The sequence below is a fragment of the Agathobaculum sp. NTUH-O15-33 genome, assembly GCF_033193315.1.
In the GTDB taxonomy this organism is placed as follows: Bacteria; Bacillota; Clostridia; order Oscillospirales; family Butyricicoccaceae; genus Agathobaculum; species Agathobaculum faecihominis_A.
Window position 1 is genome coordinate 543,285 of the sequence record NZ_CP136187.1, and the last position, 15,972, is coordinate 559,256.

The following is a 15,972-nucleotide window of genomic DNA, read 5'->3' on the forward strand; positions in this document are numbered from 1 at the left end:
ACATGCCGAGATTTTTTGTGACGGACAAACCGAAGAACGGCGTGATCACCCTGACTGGGGAGGATGCGCACCATGCCTGCCGCGTGCTGCGGCTGCGCGAGGGCGAGGCCATCACGTTGTGCGACGGCGCCGGCACCGATTACGAGTGCGAGATCGCGCTGGCGAAGGAGAGCGGGGTTCAGTGCCTTGTTTTATCCGAACGGCCGTCGTCCGGCGAGCCGGAACAGCATATTACGCTGTATATGGCGCTGCCCAAGGGCGATAAGATGGAGCTGATCGTACAGAAATCGGTCGAGCTCGGCGTTCGGGAGATCGTTCCGTTTCTGTCGGCGCACTGTGTGTCGCGGCCGGATAAGACCGAAAAAAGGTGGCCCGGTGGCGCAAAATCGCGCTGGAAGCGGCGAAGCAATGCGGAAGAGGCTGCATTCCGCAGGTGCATGAAGTGCATTCGGTCGAAAAAGCGATCGAAAGGGCCGCTTTAGCCGAGACAAGGCTGTTCTTTTATGAAAACGAAAAACACACCGGCCTGCGCGACGTTCTGTCGAACGGCGTAGGGCGGAGCGTATCGCTGGTGATCGGCCCGGAGGGCGGCTTTGCCCCCAGCGAAAAGGATGCCGCGGAACGGGCGGGGCTTGTGAGCGTATCGCTCGGCACGCGCATCCTGCGGTGTGAGACCGCGCCGATCGCGGCGCTGGCCGCGGTGCTGTATGCCGGCGGCAATATGTAAGAAGAAAAGGGAGTTGAGAGCGTTGGCCAAAAGCAATACGAGCAAAAAGCCAATCAGCCATGGGAAGAATATACAACAAACAAGGTGCTCACTGTGTTTACCGTGTGCCTGATGGGCGTGCTGCTGCTCATGATCTTGCAGCGGCTGCTGGATTACGCGAACACATGGGCCGTGGGCATGGCGGTGCAGAAGGGACTGCTGGTGCTCGGCGCGATCGGCGTCCTTTGGGGCCTCTACCTGCTTGTGCGGGAGCGCACGGGCAAGCGCAGCGCGGCGCGCCGCATCATATGCGGGCGCAACGTGCTGATCGTCAGCGTGGTGATGGTGCTCGCGATGAGCGTGATCGGGTATTACGGCGTGCAGCCGATCAAGGCGCTGTACGTCATTTTGCCGGTATTGGCGGTCTACTATCTGGTGTTTCATTCCTATGCGCCGGAATTTTTCTGTATCGCGCTTTACAGCGGTGCGGCGGTCGGCCTGATCTGGGTCGTGCGCCGGGCGCAGGTATCTGATTCGCATCCGAACCTTGCGTTTATCGCGGCGGGCGTGATGGCGGCAATCGCCGTGATCGGCCTAATCATCCTCGCCGCCGTGCACGGCAAAAAGGGCCGCTTTACGCTGGGCGGCCGTAAGGTCGATCTGAGCTTCAGCCGCAATGCCTACGGCATGCTGGTGCTGACGCCGGTGCTGATGACCGTGCTGGCCGTGCTGGCCGCCGTGGTGCCGAGCATCAGCTTGATCTGCATGGGCGTTGCTGCGGGGTACCTGTTTATCACCGCGGTCTACTACACGGTAAAGCTGATGTGATCGCAAGAATCGATCGGAGCGGGCGGCGGAGGTCGTCCGCTTTGTTTACGGCAAATCACGATACAAGCGGGGAGGGGGCGGCATGAAGCGGTTCGGCAAGGCGCTGATTGTTCTGGGCGCGGTCGCCTGTGTGGCGCTGTACTTACTATACCCGCGCTTTGCGGCGGCGCGGGTGCAAAACCCCTATGAGGCCGCCGCGATGCTGGAAACGGCGCTGCGCGCCGGTGATACCGGTGAAACCGTGTTCCGCACCGAAGAGATCGATCTGGACGACGTGTATACCGCGCTGGAAGCGATCTATCCGTATTCGTTTGCCCTGCGCGCGACCACGCGGCCGGGCGGCACAACCGCGCTCGTGGTCGAGGTCTCGCGACCGGTGCGGCAGGATGAGGCCCGGCAATATGCCAAAACGCTGGCCCAAAGCGTCGTCACCGAGGATATGGACGAAACCGCCAAGCTGCGAGCGCTGCACGATGCGCTGATTCGCCAGTGCCGCTACGATACCGATACGGCGGAGAGCGAGCGCCGTGTCGGCTCTTCCGCGCCGTTTGCGGCCGATGGCGCGCTTTTGGATCATAAGGCCGTGTGCGCGGGCTACGGGCGCGCATACGCCATGCTGTGTGAAGCGGTAGGCATTCGCGCGGTCTATGTCACCTCGGAGGAGATGGATCACGGCTGGAATGCTGTGCGGCTGAACGGAACCACCTATTATATCGACTGTACCTTCGACGACCCCGTGCCCGACCGGGGGGAATATGTCTTTTCGGAGTATTTTATGCGCACCGGTGACGAGCTTGCCAAAACGCATGTTTGGGATCGCTCGTTTTATGAACGATTACTCGACAACCTCGGATAAAATATTTTAAAAATTTTCTTGACAATCCCGCATGTGTGGCTTATAATAAGATACGTCGCCGACGAACGGTCGACAGGAGAGAAAATGGCGGTATAGCTTAGTTGGCTAGAGCGTCCGGTTCATACCCGGAAGGTCATTGGTTCAAGTCCAATTACCGCTACCACTTTTCTTTGGCCCGTTGGTCAAGCGGTCAAGACACCGCCCTTTCACGGCGGTAACGCGGGTTCGATTCCCGCACGGGTCACCATTTGGGAGTTTAGCTCAGCTGGGAGAGCATCTGCCTTACAAGCAGAGGGTCAGCGGTTCGAGCCCGTTAACTCCCACCAAAGAAAAAGTTCCGATAATCAGGTTATTTGCTTGGTTATCGGAACTTTTTTTATTATTTCGTTACTACTTTCCGCATTCCTGCTTCGCACTCTTCGCCTGCCTTTTGCACGCTTTTAATGCCTTTTTCTAGTTTCGGTGTTGCACCTACTGTTGCACCTATGGCGGCAATCTTCTCCGCCGCGCTTGATAGCGTGTCCTCGCGCATATGGGTGTAAATTTTTGATGTAAGGACAATGGACGAATGCCCCATCAAGTATTTTGCCACGTTGAGCGGCACACCGGCGGATTCCAAGTCGGTACAATAGGTATGGCGAAAGCAGTACATATCCAGATCGGACGCAATTACGCTTTTTACAATAACCGGAACCCCGTATCGCGTCTTGGTTTTTCCGTCTGCATTCTTTTCGGTTTCAGCACCTAACGCCAGATCCATTTCCCGTTTGAAAATCGACCACGCGCGCCGCATAGATGTGTAGCTAAAATACTCACCGCGCGTATTGGTTAACACAAAGGCATCCAGATTGTCGGGGAACTTGAAGGAATCCCATAACATTGGAGGAATGGGAATGTTGCGCTTTCCTGCCGAGGACTTTGGTTCTCCGATTGTTCCACTTTTTTTAACAGCATGGCGAATCATCAACCGCCGATTCACTTGATCGATATCACACCATCGCAAAGCGGCTGCTTCTTGAGGCCGTAGACCGCAGCAGAGCATTAGTTTTATGGCTAGGCCAAACCTATTCGTCTCAGCAACGGAAAGCGCAGCAGCGCGCTCCTCCGTCGTAATGGTGCGGTGCGTGCCGTCCGTTGCTTTGGGGGCGCTAATATCCTCGGACGGGTCGCGCCGAATAACACCGTCCTTAACGGCCTGATGGAATATGGCCCGAATCGTCACAAGCAGCTTATCACAATGGGTTTTTGATTTCCCGGCCTGATTGTTCATTATCTCTTGCAAATTTGTGGGGCGAACGTTTTTCATTTTTAAAGGGCCGATGATGGGGATGATGTGGTTGTCGATGCGCGCGGTATATGCGTGGTAAACGCTGTCAGAAACCGTGGTCGACTTATACGTTTTTGCCCAGCGTATGGCATAGTCTGCGACCCGAATATCGTCGCCAATCAGTAACGATCCGTCTTCACGTTCCTGCTGTGCCTTTGCGGCCTTTTTGTCTGCATCGCGCTGGCTGACGGAGGAACGAACATAGTACCGCTTGCCCTCAAATGTGTATGTAGCGGTGTAAAGCTTTTTCTTTTTGTCTTTAGGCATAAAAATAACCCCTTTCTTCCCATAAAAAAGTATGGTAAAATGGGGGTAGATGTTTGGACGGCTAATCTTTACATCTACCCTTGTCCCGCTTACCGGTTGCAGCCGGTGGGCGGGATTTTTTTATTGAACGGAAATATCGACGGGAGTTTGCGGAACTATAGTCGATATTGCATGCTTATATATCATCTCCTGTGCTCCGCCAGCTAGAACCATGATAACGTTGCTGTCGAATCCGGTTACGGTACATTTAATCTGGAACCCGTTTGTTAGAAAGATGGTTACTGGTGTGTGATCTTTCCGCACGGCGTTTAATAATTTGTCCTGTAGGTTAACAGGTGTCTTACTATCCATTTTTAAATCTCCTAAAGCCACATCCGGCTTGAAACTGGTGGCACAAAGGCGGATTTTGTGCCACGATCTGACGAATAATCAGCGTTTGTGTTCATATGCCATTTTAATTTGGGAAGTATTGCTTGCGTAGGAAAACTTATTCCATTGATAGCATTCTGACGTAGTGGTAGTATATATATAGAAAGTGGGTATCTTGTTAATGACTAACATAACGTGTTAATGGTGGACGACCTGTGGTACGAAAAAACGTACTTTGGTAATAGTTAAACAATATACCGCAAAGGGGATGGTTGTTATGCTTTATATGCGGAATAAGTGCAAAAAACGTGATAAACTGTTTTTTGAACCTAGCGTCCGATAAAAATAGGCATTGAAAATCGCATAAGATGGTGGTATTATAAATACACCAAACGAATCGAACGTTCGTTCGATAAAATAAAGGATTGTGTAGGCTCACCGCTGGCGGCGAGGGGAAGGAGAATATTTATGACAGGCATAAACAAAAAGAATGAAAGACGGGCGATCGGGCCTGTACATAGAGCATATAACGAGGGATATCGGCAAGCCATAATTAGTGCGGTACAAGCGAATGATGATTCTCGATTTCTGGAATCGGTGTGTATGCATATACGATGTTTAGAGCGTGTGCTAAAAACTAAATAATGTCCTACTTTTTGTTAAGGTCGCTAATCAATCTTTTGATGGCGGCCTTTTCATTTTCCTCAAGATTCCAATATGCTTGCAGCATTTCACGTACGGATTCGTCTCCAGAAAACTCAATCTCAGTTAGAAGCTGGTGAAACTCTTCGTCCTTGGATAGCGGCGCTGTCATCTCGCCCTCTCCGGTGCGAAGCCAATTCTCGTCTATTTGATATTCAGAGCAAATCAATTTACACATATAATCTTTCAGTTCTGCACGTCCGCGCTCAAGATTGTTTATGACATCTCGGCTAACGCCGATTTTTTTTCCAAACTGGGCCTGAGATAAATTAACATGCAATCTTATCTCTTTAATTCGTTCATATTCAGACATTCTTATATCACCTCCTGATATTTGTTATTATACATACTTTATATGAGTCTGTCAACCCAAAAGCGGAATATATTTTCGAGTGATGGGGTTGACAAACTCATGCAATGAGCCTATAATGGGTTTAACAACTCAAGGAGGTGAGACCGGTGACTCAAGTTAGACAGCCCAACACATGCGAGTCGGACAAGGCAAACGATATAACAGAAATGGCAAAGATGGCAAAGCAATTTGACAGGTTGTCCGAAGAAGAACGTCTTTATATTAAAGGAGCCTTGGACATGGCAACACTTGCATCCAAAAGAATTGCCAAAAGCAAGAAAGGAGCGTAGACCATGCGAAAAACATCATTAGACCCACGAACGCTGGAAACCCGGTTGAGGGAGCGCGCGAAAGGGAGTGATTTTTGTACCTATGCAGATATTCAAGCGGTCGTTGACTGGTCGTACCACCAAGCGCGTAGCCACATAAACCCCGCGCTCGACCCGATTCCGCATTCAAAGCCTCACCGTTTTTTAATTCAGCATGTGGCACAGGTAATAGCGGAAGGGCGCGCATCATGAACCCCTACCACGCCACCGCCGCAACCCTCACCGTCGCCATAGTCATGCTGGCCGGTCAATCCGACATGGGCGCGCCTATCTGGCAAACCGCCCTTGGCCTAACCGCTTGCGGTATCATAGGCGCGGCGGCATGGGTACGGTACTATCGCGCTAAGGAGGACAAGCGACACCACGAGCAAACGGAGAGGAGGCACAGCGCGTGAAGCACACGACCTGCCACGAGCGCCGCACGATCATTACAAAGATGCAGCGCGACCTAGTGGCAAAAGCAATGCTGGCCGCAAAGGACGGCGACAAGTACCGGCAGGCAGGGGCACGGAGAATAAGCAAAGCGCATCTGACACCGGACGAGTTCTTTGCCACGTGTCGGCCCGGCTATCAGATCAGGGTGCGCCCAGACGGCACACCAGAGTATTACATACCGATGGGAGAGAGCGAGGTGGTGCTCGACGAGACAAAAATTGCCGCCCACAGTGGTAGCAACACTGTAAGCGGCGAGGAAGAGTATTTATAACCTAATAATAAGCGCATGGAGGCGAATTGTCAAGTGAATATGTATTTGGAACCGGCGACAGAACCCGCCGTGCGAGTAGATCAGGACAAAATAAACCGCTATTACGACATGGTAGAAGGACAAACCGCGATCGAGATGTTTCTTGCGGACTACAAAAAGCTGTTTCCGCAGGAGATCGATGCGTTTTTGTTTGATCTGTCGCTGGCGGTGCAGGACGAAACGGAGGAACAGGATGAATCTTTTTGAAAAAATGGCGGCTGTCATGCAGGATGTACAGTACCTTGCGAAGGACAACCGCGTTGAATTTAAATCGACGAATTACAAAGCGATATCAGAGGAAAAGGTAACTAGCGCGATGCGTAAGGCATTGCTGCAGCACGGTCTTGTGGTATTCCCGGTTGAGCAGGAGCGGACGCGAGTAGGCACGATCACGTCAGTTGATGTGAAATACCGGCTCCAAAACGTAGACGACCCGGAGGACTACGTTATTGTGGCATCTGCTGGCGACGGCGCAGACACTCAAGACAAGGGCGCGGGTAAGGCTATGACCTATGCCTACAAGTACATGTTTTTGCGGACGTTCGCGGTACCGACCGGCGAAGACCCGGACAAGATATCCTCCGCTGAACTGGACGCAAAGACGGCGGTCGAGCCTCTGGTGGGCGAGGTCGAGATCGAAACACTAAAAAAAGTGGTGAGAGCGCTGGGGGCAAAAAGCGCAAACGAATTTAAGCGCATTACGGGCGTAGCCCTGAAAGACCTACCCGGTATGACAAAAAGCCAATGGGGCGTGCTGATGGCGCAGTTAAATCAGCAGATGGACGACGCACAGCACAAGGCGGCCATGGCGGACGGTGATAGCGCGTGACGCATCTATTTGACAAAGCCAAAATGCAGCGCGATGAGGACGGCAAAAACTGGCTATGTCTGCGAGTGAAAAACGCGCCGATGGCACGCAACGAGACTGGGCATTTAAAGCCCGACAAAATCTACTCCGCTGAAATCAAGCTACACCGCGAGAGGCGCAGCGGACGTGCAAATGCGTATGCATGGGAACTAATGGGTAAACTGGCCGCCGTTACAGGCATTGCACGGGAGGAAATCTACCGGGAATACATACCGGATGTCGGGGACAATTTTCGCGCGGAATACTGCCCGGATGAAAAACTAAGGGATTTGGTATGCAGCCTATGGCGGCAGCGCGGCCTTGGCTGGGTAACGGAGAATGCGGGTGGCGGCTGGTTGCTTTGTTATTACGGCAGTAGCACCTACGATTCGGATCAGATGGCACGACTGATAAATCTGATCGTGCAGGACTGCCAAGAACAAGGAATTGAAACAGCGACACCAGAGCAGCAAAGCCGCTGGCTCGGAGATTGGAAACCACAGGAGCGCGCATCATGAAGAGTAAACGGACAAAGGCGCTTGAAATAAGCGCGGCGGTCAAGCGGCATGCTTACGAGCGGGACAAGGGCTGTTGTGTGCTTTGCGGGTCGCCAAATGGATTGCCCAACGCCCACTACATAGGCCGCGCACAAGGCGGCTTAGGCATCGAGAAGAACGTGGTTACGCTTTGCCCGGAGTGTCACCGAGAGTATGACCAGACGGCGCGGCGCGAGGAGATGCGCCAAGAGCTGCGGGACTATCTGCGAGGTTTTTATCCTGACTGGGACGAAAACGAACTAATTTATCGAAAATGGGAGATGTAAATCATGACACGAGAGCAGAAAATCGATATTTGCACTATGCGAATAGATGGAAGAACCTTGCCATATATCGCAGAAAAATACGGAGTATCAAAGCAATACATTCACCAGTTATTAAATTCTATAGCGAGTGAACGGGGCAATGTTATAAAAACGCAGGTTGCATATCCAAGGATACGCGTTGAAATGGAGAATCAAAATATCAACGTTTCCAAATTAGCGAAACTATCAGGCGTTTCCTATTATACGGTTCTCGGCGCTATAACCAAAACACGCGAATGTAGAATGAACACATATGCAAAAATCGCAAACGGCCTAGGAATATCCTTATCCGAAATGTTGGAGGAATGACAATGCTCAATAAGGCAATTTTAATGGGCCGCTTGACCCGTGACCCGGAGCTTCGGCACACGCAGAGCAACACGGCGGTAACGTCGTTCCGGCTTGCGATAGACCGAGACCGCAAGGGGCCGAACGGCGAGCGGCAGGCGGATTTCATCGACTGTGTGGCATGGGGCCGTCAAGCGGAGTTCGTGACGCAGTGGTTTGCGAAGGGTACTATGGCGATCGTGGTCGGCCGCATACAGTCTCGCCAATGGCAGGATCAGAACGGCAACAACCGCACCGCTATTGAGGTGAACTGCGATGAAGTTTCCTTCGGCGAGACCAAGAAGCAGCACGAAGGGAAATCGCCGAAGCAGACAGCACCAAACATTGCAGCAAACGAATTTGAAGAGCTTGAGGACGACGGAGAAGATGTACCGTTTTAAGGGGTGAACCGCATGAAGCGAATTAGAGATACCAGCCGAGAGAGCTACTGCAAAATAGATCACCAAACGCGTATACGGCAAATCATCCAAGTGCTTTCAGACGGAGTGCCGCGAAGCGCGTTGGAATGTTCTCAAGCTCTCGGAAAAAACGATCGAAGCTATACGCACCCGCGTATTACAAAATTGGTTAACGACGGTATGGTCAACGAATTGCCCGACCGTGTGTGGTGCAAGGATACCCAGCGTGTAGTACATGCCTATCAAATCAGCGATGCGGGTCGCCGATGGCTGTATAATCTCAAAGGAGGGCAAGATGGCGATTCCGTGGATACAGGTTTATAGCAACCTGACGACACACCCTAAAACATACGCGCTGGCCGATGCGCTACACCTGTCAGGCGGCACGGTAAGCGCCAATATCACAGCGGCGGGAATGCTGCTTGGCATTTGGTCTTGGGCGGCGCAGAACGCGGCGGACGGCAACATATCGGGCTGTTCGTCGCGGGCGCTGGCAGATGCCGCTGGGTGGCGTAAAAAGCCGGAAACGCTGATGCAAGTACTTATATCGTGCGGTTGGGTGGATCGTGATATGGACAAGCGCACGCTGCACGATTGGGAAGAATACGCCGCGCTTTACATGGAGCAGGTAGACAACCAGCGGCGCAAAACAAAGGAAAGGGTGCAGCGTTACAGGGACAAAAAAAGGCAGCAAGACGAACCGAATGTAACGCCAGAAAACCATGATTGTAACGCGGCGTGTAACGTTACAGACACGCCCGGTAACGCATCTACCGTACCTAACCTAACCATACCTAATACTCTTTCTTCACCTACGGTTCAGAAAGAGAAGCGCACAACGCGCCCAAAATTCAAAAAACCCACTGTGGAAGAAATTGCGAATTACTGTCTAGAGCGGAAAAACACGGTGGATGCGCAACGTTTTTTTGACTACTACGAGGCCAATGGCTGGAAGGTCGGCAAGAACGACATGAAGGACTGGCAAGCGACCGTGAGAAATTGGGAGCGGCGCGAAACCGAAAACTCGGCGGGGAAGAAGCCCGGCGCGCCGCCGAACACTACAGGGCAGGCCGCAGAGTGGGAAGCGGAGTGGATTAAGCGGGTAAAGGCGCATAGGGCAAAAAAGGAAGAGGTGGAGCATGACTGACACTTTATGCTGGCGCTGCGCCAATGCCTGCGGCCAATGCCCGTGGAGCGAGTACAAACGGCAAAGACCGGTACTGGGGTGGACGGCGATACGGAAAGACGTTGATGCGTCAATGAAAAACAGTCAAAAGCAATACGAACGCAAGCTGGAAAGCTATTTTGTGCTGAAATGTCCGCTGTATGTCAGCGATGGGCGCGAGCACAAGCAGTACCGCGAAATATACCGCAACGGGTGGAAGCCCGAAGAAACAGAAAAGGCGTTAAAAATGCGAGCGGAGGGAAAGACGTACCCCGTAATCGCAAAGGCGCTTGGGCGCACGGTAATGGCGGTAGAATCTAAACTTAAGGCGGAAAGGAAACGGCATGGTTAAATTTACGATACCACTGAATCCGGTCACAAAGAAAAATAGCAATGTCAGGACGCGAGAAGGTGGAATTATTGCAAGCAAGGCGTATCGGGTCTACGAAAAGGACGTGTTGCGCATCATCCCGCCGGCGGCACGACTACATATTTCGGGCCGGGTGAACGTCAGGGCGACGTATTACACCAAGATTGATTACTACAAGTCGAAGAGCCGGATAGACCTAAACAATCTGCACAACGCGCTTATGGACGTGCTGGTAGCGGCGGGTGTGCTCGAAGATGATAACTGCAAAATAGTGTTTTCGACGGACGGGTCACGGGTCAAGTGCGATAAAAAGTACCCGCGAACGGAGGTCGAAATATGGGAGTGTTAGGAATGAGCAGAAAAAAATTAATCGACGATGTGAGCATTTCAGAGATGCGGAAAATGCGCGAGCAAGGAATGAGCAACAAAGAGATTGCAGCGTCGCTTGAAGTGAGCGACGCAACAATTTACCGGTATATTGGCAGACAGGGGTGCCGGATGGAAAGCGGCGCGTGGTCGAAGCCGGTAGAAAGGCAAGCGAAGCCGGTCGCGGAAGTCCCGGAGAAACCGGTAGTGCCAAGATTGCAAATGCGGGTCACGTCGGAAAAGCTGCAATACACGGCGGACAGCGGAACAGTAATCAAAATGGCCGCGCAGTATTCGGAGGAGACCGTTGTTGTTGGCATCGGTGCGGAAAAACTTACGGTGCGGGTAGCGGATTTGCGCGAACTTGTTCAAGCATTAACAGCAACAACCTATCACGTGGAGGATGTGATGAAGCGTGAAATTGCGTGATAGGGAGCGGCACTGTCTGTGGAGGGTTGACGATGCGAACACAAATTAAAATATCGGGCATCCGCGCTGACGAAGAGCCCCTACCGCCGGTCTATCAACAAACCATCTGGGGGGGCGAGATCGCAATTTGCCCGTTTTGTACGGTAGCGCTGCAAGGGCGTAGGGTCTGCCCAAAGTGCGGACAACGGATTTGGAGGAAAACTGATGGACGATAAAATCACAGCCGCCATGATGGGCGACGCGAATATGGGAAACAAAAAAATCCTAGATGTTACGTGTGGATCTCGCACGATGTGGTTTGACAAAAACCACCCTGCGGCGCTGTATTGCGATAAGCGTAGGATTACATACAAACGCTACTGGAAAAGTGGTGACGGGAAGTCTGAACGGGATTGCACGGTGGATCCAGACGTGCTGTGCGACTTTACGGCGCTGCCCTTCCCGGACAACTCTTTCCCATTGGTGGTGTTCGACCCGCCCCACTTGACGGGGGCCAAGGAAACGGCGTGGCTGGTGAAGAAATACGGCAAGCTGGACGAGAGTTGGCCCCAGATGCTTCATGACGGTTTTGCGGAATGTATGCGCGTTTTGAAGCCTGACGGCACCCTCATTTTCAAGTGGTCGGAATACGACATTCCGGCACGGAAGGTATGGGACGCTATCGGACAAAAGCCATTGTTCGGACACCACAGCGGGAAACAATCCCGGACGTTTTGGGGATGCTTCATGAAATTGGACATGCAAGAAGGTGGAAAATAGACATGCCTGACACGAAAACTGATCTGATAGACAGGGCGGAAACGATAGACGCTATTAAACGGTTGGGAGACGGATATGAACCACAAGGGTACCGCACAGCGCTGCGAGATGCGGTTGAAGCAATCGAACAGGTGGATGCCCTCCACGCCCAAAACGAGGACAACCCGCCGCTGACGTTGGAGGAGCTGCGGGGGATGTCGAACACGGATTTGGTATGGGTTGTTTTTCCAGAGCTCCCGCCAGAAGATAACTGCTGGTATCGGGCGAAAAAGCTATATGATTTATATTCTCACGCCCACTACGGTAAAACGTGGCTTGCCTACCGCCGCAAGCCAGAAGGAGGCGGGGAGTGATGATGTGCCCGTATACACACCAACAGTGCCCGCATCCTTTCCCGATATGCAAAGCGGCGGGCGGTATAGAATACTTGGCTATCGCGTGTAAGCATGATTTGAGCCGATATGATGAGACAAAGGGCTGGGCCGCCCCGCCCGCGCCGGAGGAGGGAGACGAAAATGTATGAAAACCTGATTAAACGGTTGCGAGAATATCCAGATAGAGAAGAAAACGCAAACGGATATGTAGAAATAGACTGGCAAGACTTTTTGGACGCGGCTGACACCATCGAATCATTAACCGGCCAGCTTGCCGCCCTCCAAGCCTACCGCGCCCTTGGCCCCGTTGAGGAGCTGTCCGCGCTGGTCAAGGCGCATATTGACCAGCCACCCGCAAAAGAGGGCGACCCCAAGCCGGATTGCTTTGAGGACTATGGGGGAAGCCTCTGGTGCCTAGGGTATCAGTGGTCAGAAAATGACGATGAACCGTGTGACCGTTGTAAGCAGTGCTGGTATTGCGAGAGCGGAGATTATGCCGATGACCGCGCCGAGGCAGAGGCGGCGCAGCGAGAGGAGGGGCAGTGATGCTCTGGAAAGAGTTTCGACAACAAGAAAGCTGTGAAGGTTGCCCACTTTTGGAAAACGAAATATGCCACGGTGGATGGGTCTGTTACGGAGGAGCCCCTATTGAGCCGCCTTGTTGCAGTTTTGATGATAATACCGACTTGGACGACTATGTTATTGGGAATTTGGAACAGCAACGAGCATGGGAAGAGAGCGAGGATAGGCTTGTCCGTGAAAAGACTAAAAAGAAAGAACGTGCAAAGAAAGCCGCTGACACGCGCCGGGAAATTCGTTGGTATTGCCGCGAAGAATTGTACACCTTAAACCGCGCTCAAAAAGCGCTGCAAGCACAAGAGGCGGCAGAACGGTTTGCCAGCTCATTTGCCGAGGCAGTGAATTTCACCAATGAAATGTTCCGATATAAAGAACGGGTACAGATAAAACCTGAAATTTCTGATAAGGTCAAGCAACTTGAAGCGGAGGTTGCCGGTGCAAAGGAACGATACGATGCTAAGCGGAAAGAGTTTTATGCACAACGCAAGGCGGCGCAGCGTGAGGAGGGGAAGGACAAGCCAAGCTGCCACACGTGCGGCCACGACTGCGCCGGGTTGGAGGATGGGCCGTGCCGGGATTACACACCTTCCGCCGCCCAAGATACAACTACACTTTAACGTCCGGCCAGAGCCGGGGGAGGAATTAAAATGGAACTTTTTTGTTGCGCAGTCACCGCGCTTGGGATGGTAACAGTCGTCCCGTTTGCGCTGGGGTTCTTCTATGGCATCGGTCTGTGGTGTGCTAAGAGGGTAGTGCGGCCAGACCCTGCCACTCAAATCAATATCTACGGTGAGAACTTTGAGGAGGCCGACCATGAGGCTGATTGACGCGGACGCAAAGACCAACGAGATATATGTATCACAATTTGTAATCGACCAGATGCAAAAAATCCCCACCATCGACCCCATCCACACGGCGGGCGGGTGCTATTGCAGGGAGTGCTGTTTCAAGGACGCTTTCGATAGAGGGAATTTGTTTCGAGGGAAACGGATAGACAACGGCGAGTGTCAATAAATCTATTTGTCCGGCGTGTTTAGGCCAACTTAAAAAGGCGTGGGAACATCCCGGCAAGGTGGAGGAGTAAAACATGAAAAAGATACGTTGGAAATTAGGCATTGGATTTATAGGGCCAACCCGAAGCGGAATCATTGAATTTGATGATGATGCGACAGACGAAGAAATCATTGAATCGGTAATCGATGCAGAAAATTATTATATAAACATCGATTGGGAAGCGGAGGAGCAGGACGATGGATAGAGAAATTCTGTTTCGGGGGAAACGGATGGACAATGGAGAGTGGGTCGAGGGTTATCTATGGAGTCAGCACACTATAGGTCACATATCACCATGCGGGAACACCGATGAGATTATAGTTTTCCCCTCGACAGTCGGCCAGTACACCGGACTGACCGACAAGAACGGCGTGAAGATTTTCGAGGGGGATATCATTAAAGCAGACTGGATGGGAAAGAAAACATCGCCCGTCACATTCGAGACAGGAATGTATAAGGCCCACGGGATGAGCCTTATCACATGGTTGCACAAAGAGTACGATGGTGAGGTCATCGGCAACATCCACGACAACCCGGAGGCGAGGACGATGGATGAGTGGATCAGCGTCAAAGAGCGGTTGCCGAAGCAACCTGAACGTGTTCTGACGTGTGACACATACGGAAATATACATATTTTTGAGTATCGCGAGGGGAGTAGATACCTGTTCAACATTGGACCGGACGATGATAGATTTTTTGAACCTACCCACTGGATGCCCCTACCGGAGCCGCCGAAGGAGGAGAATGCATGAAAAACTGTGATATTATCTATGCGCTGGCCCAAAAGGTCATCGATACCATCTATGGCGAGTGGCACCACGAAGGGCATATTGAACTGGAGCATTCGGATGATTTTGCCTTTTCGCTGGATGGTCGAATGTATCAGGTCATCTTAAAGGACTGCGGAGAGGAGACCCGCCATGAATGATCAGGACAAGCCCGTGAAATTCCGCGACCCCAAGACGGGGAAAGTGATTAATATCAAAACTGGCGTGGAAATGTTTTGCCGCGGCAAACGCTGTGATACTTGCCCGATACACTCAATACATCACGATGATTATTGCTCGGTGTGGGCTGCTGACCACCCCGTCGAAGCCGCCGGACTGATGGGATATGAGGTGGTGGAGGAGCCTAAAAAGGACGTGCTGTGCAGATATTGCGGGGAAAAGATGCGACCTTACCCACATCAAGGAAACTTCTGGTTCGAATGCAAGTGCGGAAGTCGTTCCCCCGTTATTTGGCACGGAACAGAAGAAACCGCATACGAGGCGGCTATGAAAACGCCACAAAAGGAGGGGCCCATGGAACAGAACGCGAAGCCACGCATCTGCGAGGTACTGGGAGGAAAAGATAACCCGATAGAACCGGGGGAACACTTTATGTTTCGCGGGATGGAAGGCTATTTTTTCATAACGGGGACAGGAGACCTCGTTAGCGTGGATGGCGATGCGCATATCTTTTATACGCGTGCGGCTGCCCTTATTAACTGTCCTGACCGCATAATCCGCAAGCCACGATTCGCGGAGAAGGAAGTGGCGGATGCAAAAGCTCTTGTACGGATTTTAGGAGCGACTCAAGTCAAGAGGACAGAATACGGAGGGAATCTGCACGCCGTTATCGGGGACAATGCGGAGGTTGTCGTCAATCAGGACCTCTTCCCCTCGCTCATTCCCGGCCAGTCCGTCAGAATCAAGGACATTGTGGGGGGCGGGGATGATTAAATTTTTATCAGCATGGGCGTATGTTTTCACTTTTGTTAGCATCTCGTTTGGATTTTTAGCTGTTTCTGCAACTATTGCTAGGCTAAGTATCAAGGCTGTTGATAAGCTTATATATGCATGGGTACACCTTTCAGCAGCCGGTAAAAACGTACTTGATTACCTACATAACCGCAACGAATATAACCGATGGAAGCGCGAACAAAACAGAGAGAATTAACGG

At 52.0% G+C, this 15,972-nt stretch carries 30 protein-coding genes and 3 tRNA genes; 30 read left to right on the plus strand and 3 right to left on the minus strand.

All coding sequences use genetic code 11. The annotated features are described in order from the left end of the window. The first annotated feature begins 2 nt into the window (after positions 1-2). The 7 genes from RWV98_RS02740 to RWV98_RS02770 all read left to right on the plus strand — a co-directional run bounded on the left by RWV98_RS02740 (position 3) and on the right by RWV98_RS02770 (position 2,716). On the plus strand, positions 3-482 hold the full coding sequence (locus RWV98_RS02740; RefSeq protein ID WP_317863603.1) for an RsmE family RNA methyltransferase: 480 nt from the start codon (positions 3-5) through the stop codon (positions 480-482). Then, complete coding sequence (locus RWV98_RS02745; protein WP_317863604.1) at positions 368-727, plus strand: RsmE family RNA methyltransferase; 360 nt, start codon at positions 368-370, stop codon at positions 725-727. Before RWV98_RS02740 ends, RWV98_RS02745 begins: the two co-directional genes overlap by 115 nt. A 93-nt stretch (positions 728-820) precedes the next feature. After that, positions 821-1,534, plus strand: coding sequence for a hypothetical protein (locus RWV98_RS02750; RefSeq protein WP_317863605.1), 714 nt, complete (start codon positions 821-823; stop codon positions 1,532-1,534). 82 nt (positions 1,535-1,616) lie between these two features. Continuing rightward, positions 1,617-2,390 carry a transglutaminase domain-containing protein gene (locus RWV98_RS02755; protein ID WP_317863607.1) on the plus strand — a complete coding sequence of 258 codons (774 nt, stop codon included), beginning with the start codon at positions 1,617-1,619 and terminating at the stop codon, positions 2,388-2,390. Positions 2,391-2,476: 86 nt separating this feature from the next. After that, positions 2,477-2,553: transfer RNA gene (locus RWV98_RS02760), tRNA-Met, on the plus strand. A gap of 9 nt (positions 2,554-2,562) precedes the next feature. After that, a tRNA-Glu gene (locus RWV98_RS02765) sits at positions 2,563-2,637 on the plus strand. Between the two features lie 3 nt (positions 2,638-2,640). Further along, positions 2,641-2,716 (plus strand) — tRNA-Val (locus RWV98_RS02770). Between the two features lie 53 nt (positions 2,717-2,769). Here the strand turns inward: RWV98_RS02770 and RWV98_RS02775 are convergent. The 3 genes from RWV98_RS02775 to RWV98_RS02785 form a co-directional block, all read right to left on the minus strand. After that, positions 2,770-3,984 carry a tyrosine-type recombinase/integrase gene (locus RWV98_RS02775; protein WP_317863609.1) on the minus strand — a complete coding sequence of 405 codons (1,215 nt, stop codon included), beginning with the start codon at positions 3,982-3,984 and terminating at the stop codon, positions 2,770-2,772. Between the two features lie 120 nt (positions 3,985-4,104). Next, on the minus strand, positions 4,105-4,335 hold the full coding sequence (gene hfq, locus RWV98_RS02780) for an RNA chaperone Hfq (protein WP_317863611.1): 231 nt from the start codon (positions 4,333-4,335) through the stop codon (positions 4,105-4,107). A 667-nt stretch (positions 4,336-5,002) separates the two neighbouring features. Next, on the minus strand, positions 5,003-5,368 hold the full coding sequence (locus RWV98_RS02785) for a helix-turn-helix domain-containing protein (RefSeq protein WP_317863612.1): 366 nt from the start codon (positions 5,366-5,368) through the stop codon (positions 5,003-5,005). A 146-nt stretch (positions 5,369-5,514) separates the two neighbouring features. On the opposite strand from RWV98_RS02785, the gene RWV98_RS02790 reads away from it, so the two are divergent. The 23 genes from RWV98_RS02790 to RWV98_RS02900 all read left to right on the plus strand — a co-directional run bounded on the left by RWV98_RS02790 (position 5,515) and on the right by RWV98_RS02900 (position 15,969). Continuing rightward, on the plus strand, positions 5,515-5,697 hold the full coding sequence (locus RWV98_RS02790; protein ID WP_317863613.1) for a hypothetical protein: 183 nt from the start codon (positions 5,515-5,517) through the stop codon (positions 5,695-5,697). Positions 5,698-5,924: 227 nt separating this feature from the next. Further along, entirely contained in the window at positions 5,925-6,131 is a 207-nt protein-coding gene (locus tag RWV98_RS02795; protein ID WP_317863615.1) for a hypothetical protein, read from the plus strand. Further along, on the plus strand, positions 6,128-6,442 hold the full coding sequence (locus RWV98_RS02800) for a hypothetical protein (RefSeq protein ID WP_317863617.1): 315 nt from the start codon (positions 6,128-6,130) through the stop codon (positions 6,440-6,442). Before RWV98_RS02795 ends, RWV98_RS02800 begins: the two co-directional genes overlap by 4 nt. Positions 6,443-6,475: 33 nt before the next feature. Further along, a complete protein-coding gene (locus RWV98_RS02805) occupies positions 6,476-6,688 on the plus strand; it encodes a hypothetical protein (RefSeq protein WP_317863618.1) in 213 nt (70 codons plus the stop codon). Beyond that, complete coding sequence (locus RWV98_RS02810; protein ID WP_317863620.1) at positions 6,675-7,310, plus strand: ERF family protein; 636 nt, start codon at positions 6,675-6,677, stop codon at positions 7,308-7,310. The genes RWV98_RS02805 and RWV98_RS02810 overlap by 14 nt, the downstream gene beginning before the upstream one ends. Then, positions 7,307-7,846, plus strand: a complete 540-nt coding sequence (locus RWV98_RS02815) for a hypothetical protein (protein WP_317863621.1) — start codon at positions 7,307-7,309, stop codon at positions 7,844-7,846. The genes RWV98_RS02810 and RWV98_RS02815 overlap by 4 nt, the downstream gene beginning before the upstream one ends. Continuing rightward, on the plus strand, positions 7,843-8,151 hold the full coding sequence (locus tag RWV98_RS02820) for an HNH endonuclease (RefSeq protein ID WP_317863623.1): 309 nt from the start codon (positions 7,843-7,845) through the stop codon (positions 8,149-8,151). Before RWV98_RS02815 ends, RWV98_RS02820 begins: the two co-directional genes overlap by 4 nt. Before the next feature lie 3 nt (positions 8,152-8,154). Continuing rightward, positions 8,155-8,499 (plus strand): helix-turn-helix domain-containing protein, encoded by a 345-nt coding sequence (locus RWV98_RS02825; RefSeq protein ID WP_317863625.1) that lies wholly within the window; start codon positions 8,155-8,157, stop codon positions 8,497-8,499. Between the two features lie 2 nt (positions 8,500-8,501). Beyond that, entirely contained in the window at positions 8,502-8,918 is a 417-nt protein-coding gene (locus tag RWV98_RS02830) for a single-stranded DNA-binding protein (RefSeq protein WP_317863627.1), read from the plus strand. 313 nt (positions 8,919-9,231) lie between these two features. Further along, entirely contained in the window at positions 9,232-10,083 is an 852-nt protein-coding gene (locus RWV98_RS02835) for a hypothetical protein (protein ID WP_317863629.1), read from the plus strand. Further along, complete coding sequence (locus RWV98_RS02840; protein WP_317863630.1) at positions 10,076-10,453, plus strand: hypothetical protein; 378 nt, start codon at positions 10,076-10,078, stop codon at positions 10,451-10,453. Before RWV98_RS02835 ends, RWV98_RS02840 begins: the two co-directional genes overlap by 8 nt. Next, complete coding sequence (locus tag RWV98_RS02845) at positions 10,446-10,820, plus strand: RusA family crossover junction endodeoxyribonuclease (RefSeq protein WP_317863632.1); 375 nt, start codon at positions 10,446-10,448, stop codon at positions 10,818-10,820. Before RWV98_RS02840 ends, RWV98_RS02845 begins: the two co-directional genes overlap by 8 nt. A 2-nt stretch (positions 10,821-10,822) precedes the next feature. Then, positions 10,823-11,266 carry a helix-turn-helix domain-containing protein gene (locus RWV98_RS02850; protein ID WP_317863634.1) on the plus strand — a complete coding sequence of 148 codons (444 nt, stop codon included), beginning with the start codon at positions 10,823-10,825 and terminating at the stop codon, positions 11,264-11,266. A 204-nt stretch (positions 11,267-11,470) separates the two neighbouring features. Then, positions 11,471-12,025, plus strand: a complete 555-nt coding sequence (locus tag RWV98_RS02855; RefSeq protein WP_317863635.1) for a methyltransferase domain-containing protein — start codon at positions 11,471-11,473, stop codon at positions 12,023-12,025. 2 nt (positions 12,026-12,027) lie between these two features. Further along, a complete protein-coding gene (locus tag RWV98_RS02860) occupies positions 12,028-12,378 on the plus strand; it encodes a hypothetical protein (protein WP_317863637.1) in 351 nt (116 codons plus the stop codon). A gap of 162 nt (positions 12,379-12,540) precedes the next feature. Then, positions 12,541-12,945, plus strand: coding sequence for a hypothetical protein (locus RWV98_RS02865; protein ID WP_317863639.1), 405 nt, complete (start codon positions 12,541-12,543; stop codon positions 12,943-12,945). Next, positions 12,945-13,595 (plus strand): hypothetical protein, encoded by a 651-nt coding sequence (locus tag RWV98_RS02870; protein ID WP_317863641.1) that lies wholly within the window; start codon positions 12,945-12,947, stop codon positions 13,593-13,595. Before RWV98_RS02865 ends, RWV98_RS02870 begins: the two co-directional genes overlap by 1 nt. A 196-nt stretch (positions 13,596-13,791) precedes the next feature. Further along, entirely contained in the window at positions 13,792-13,992 is a 201-nt protein-coding gene (locus RWV98_RS02875; RefSeq protein WP_317863643.1) for a hypothetical protein, read from the plus strand. A 73-nt stretch (positions 13,993-14,065) separates the two neighbouring features. Beyond that, complete coding sequence (locus RWV98_RS02880) at positions 14,066-14,236, plus strand: hypothetical protein (RefSeq protein WP_317863644.1); 171 nt, start codon at positions 14,066-14,068, stop codon at positions 14,234-14,236. Beyond that, positions 14,229-14,783 (plus strand): YopX family protein, encoded by a 555-nt coding sequence (locus RWV98_RS02885; protein ID WP_317863645.1) that lies wholly within the window; start codon positions 14,229-14,231, stop codon positions 14,781-14,783. Before RWV98_RS02880 ends, RWV98_RS02885 begins: the two co-directional genes overlap by 8 nt. Beyond that, the gene (locus tag RWV98_RS02890; RefSeq protein WP_317863646.1) at positions 14,780-14,959 is read left to right on the plus strand and encodes a hypothetical protein; all 180 of its coding nucleotides are present in this window, start codon (positions 14,780-14,782) and stop codon (positions 14,957-14,959) included. Before RWV98_RS02885 ends, RWV98_RS02890 begins: the two co-directional genes overlap by 4 nt. Continuing rightward, the gene (locus RWV98_RS02895; protein WP_317863647.1) at positions 14,952-15,752 is read left to right on the plus strand and encodes a hypothetical protein; all 801 of its coding nucleotides are present in this window, start codon (positions 14,952-14,954) and stop codon (positions 15,750-15,752) included. Before RWV98_RS02890 ends, RWV98_RS02895 begins: the two co-directional genes overlap by 8 nt. Next, the gene (locus RWV98_RS02900) at positions 15,745-15,969 is read left to right on the plus strand and encodes a hypothetical protein (RefSeq protein WP_317863649.1); all 225 of its coding nucleotides are present in this window, start codon (positions 15,745-15,747) and stop codon (positions 15,967-15,969) included. The genes RWV98_RS02895 and RWV98_RS02900 overlap by 8 nt, the downstream gene beginning before the upstream one ends. Positions 15,970-15,972 lie beyond the last annotated feature (3 nt).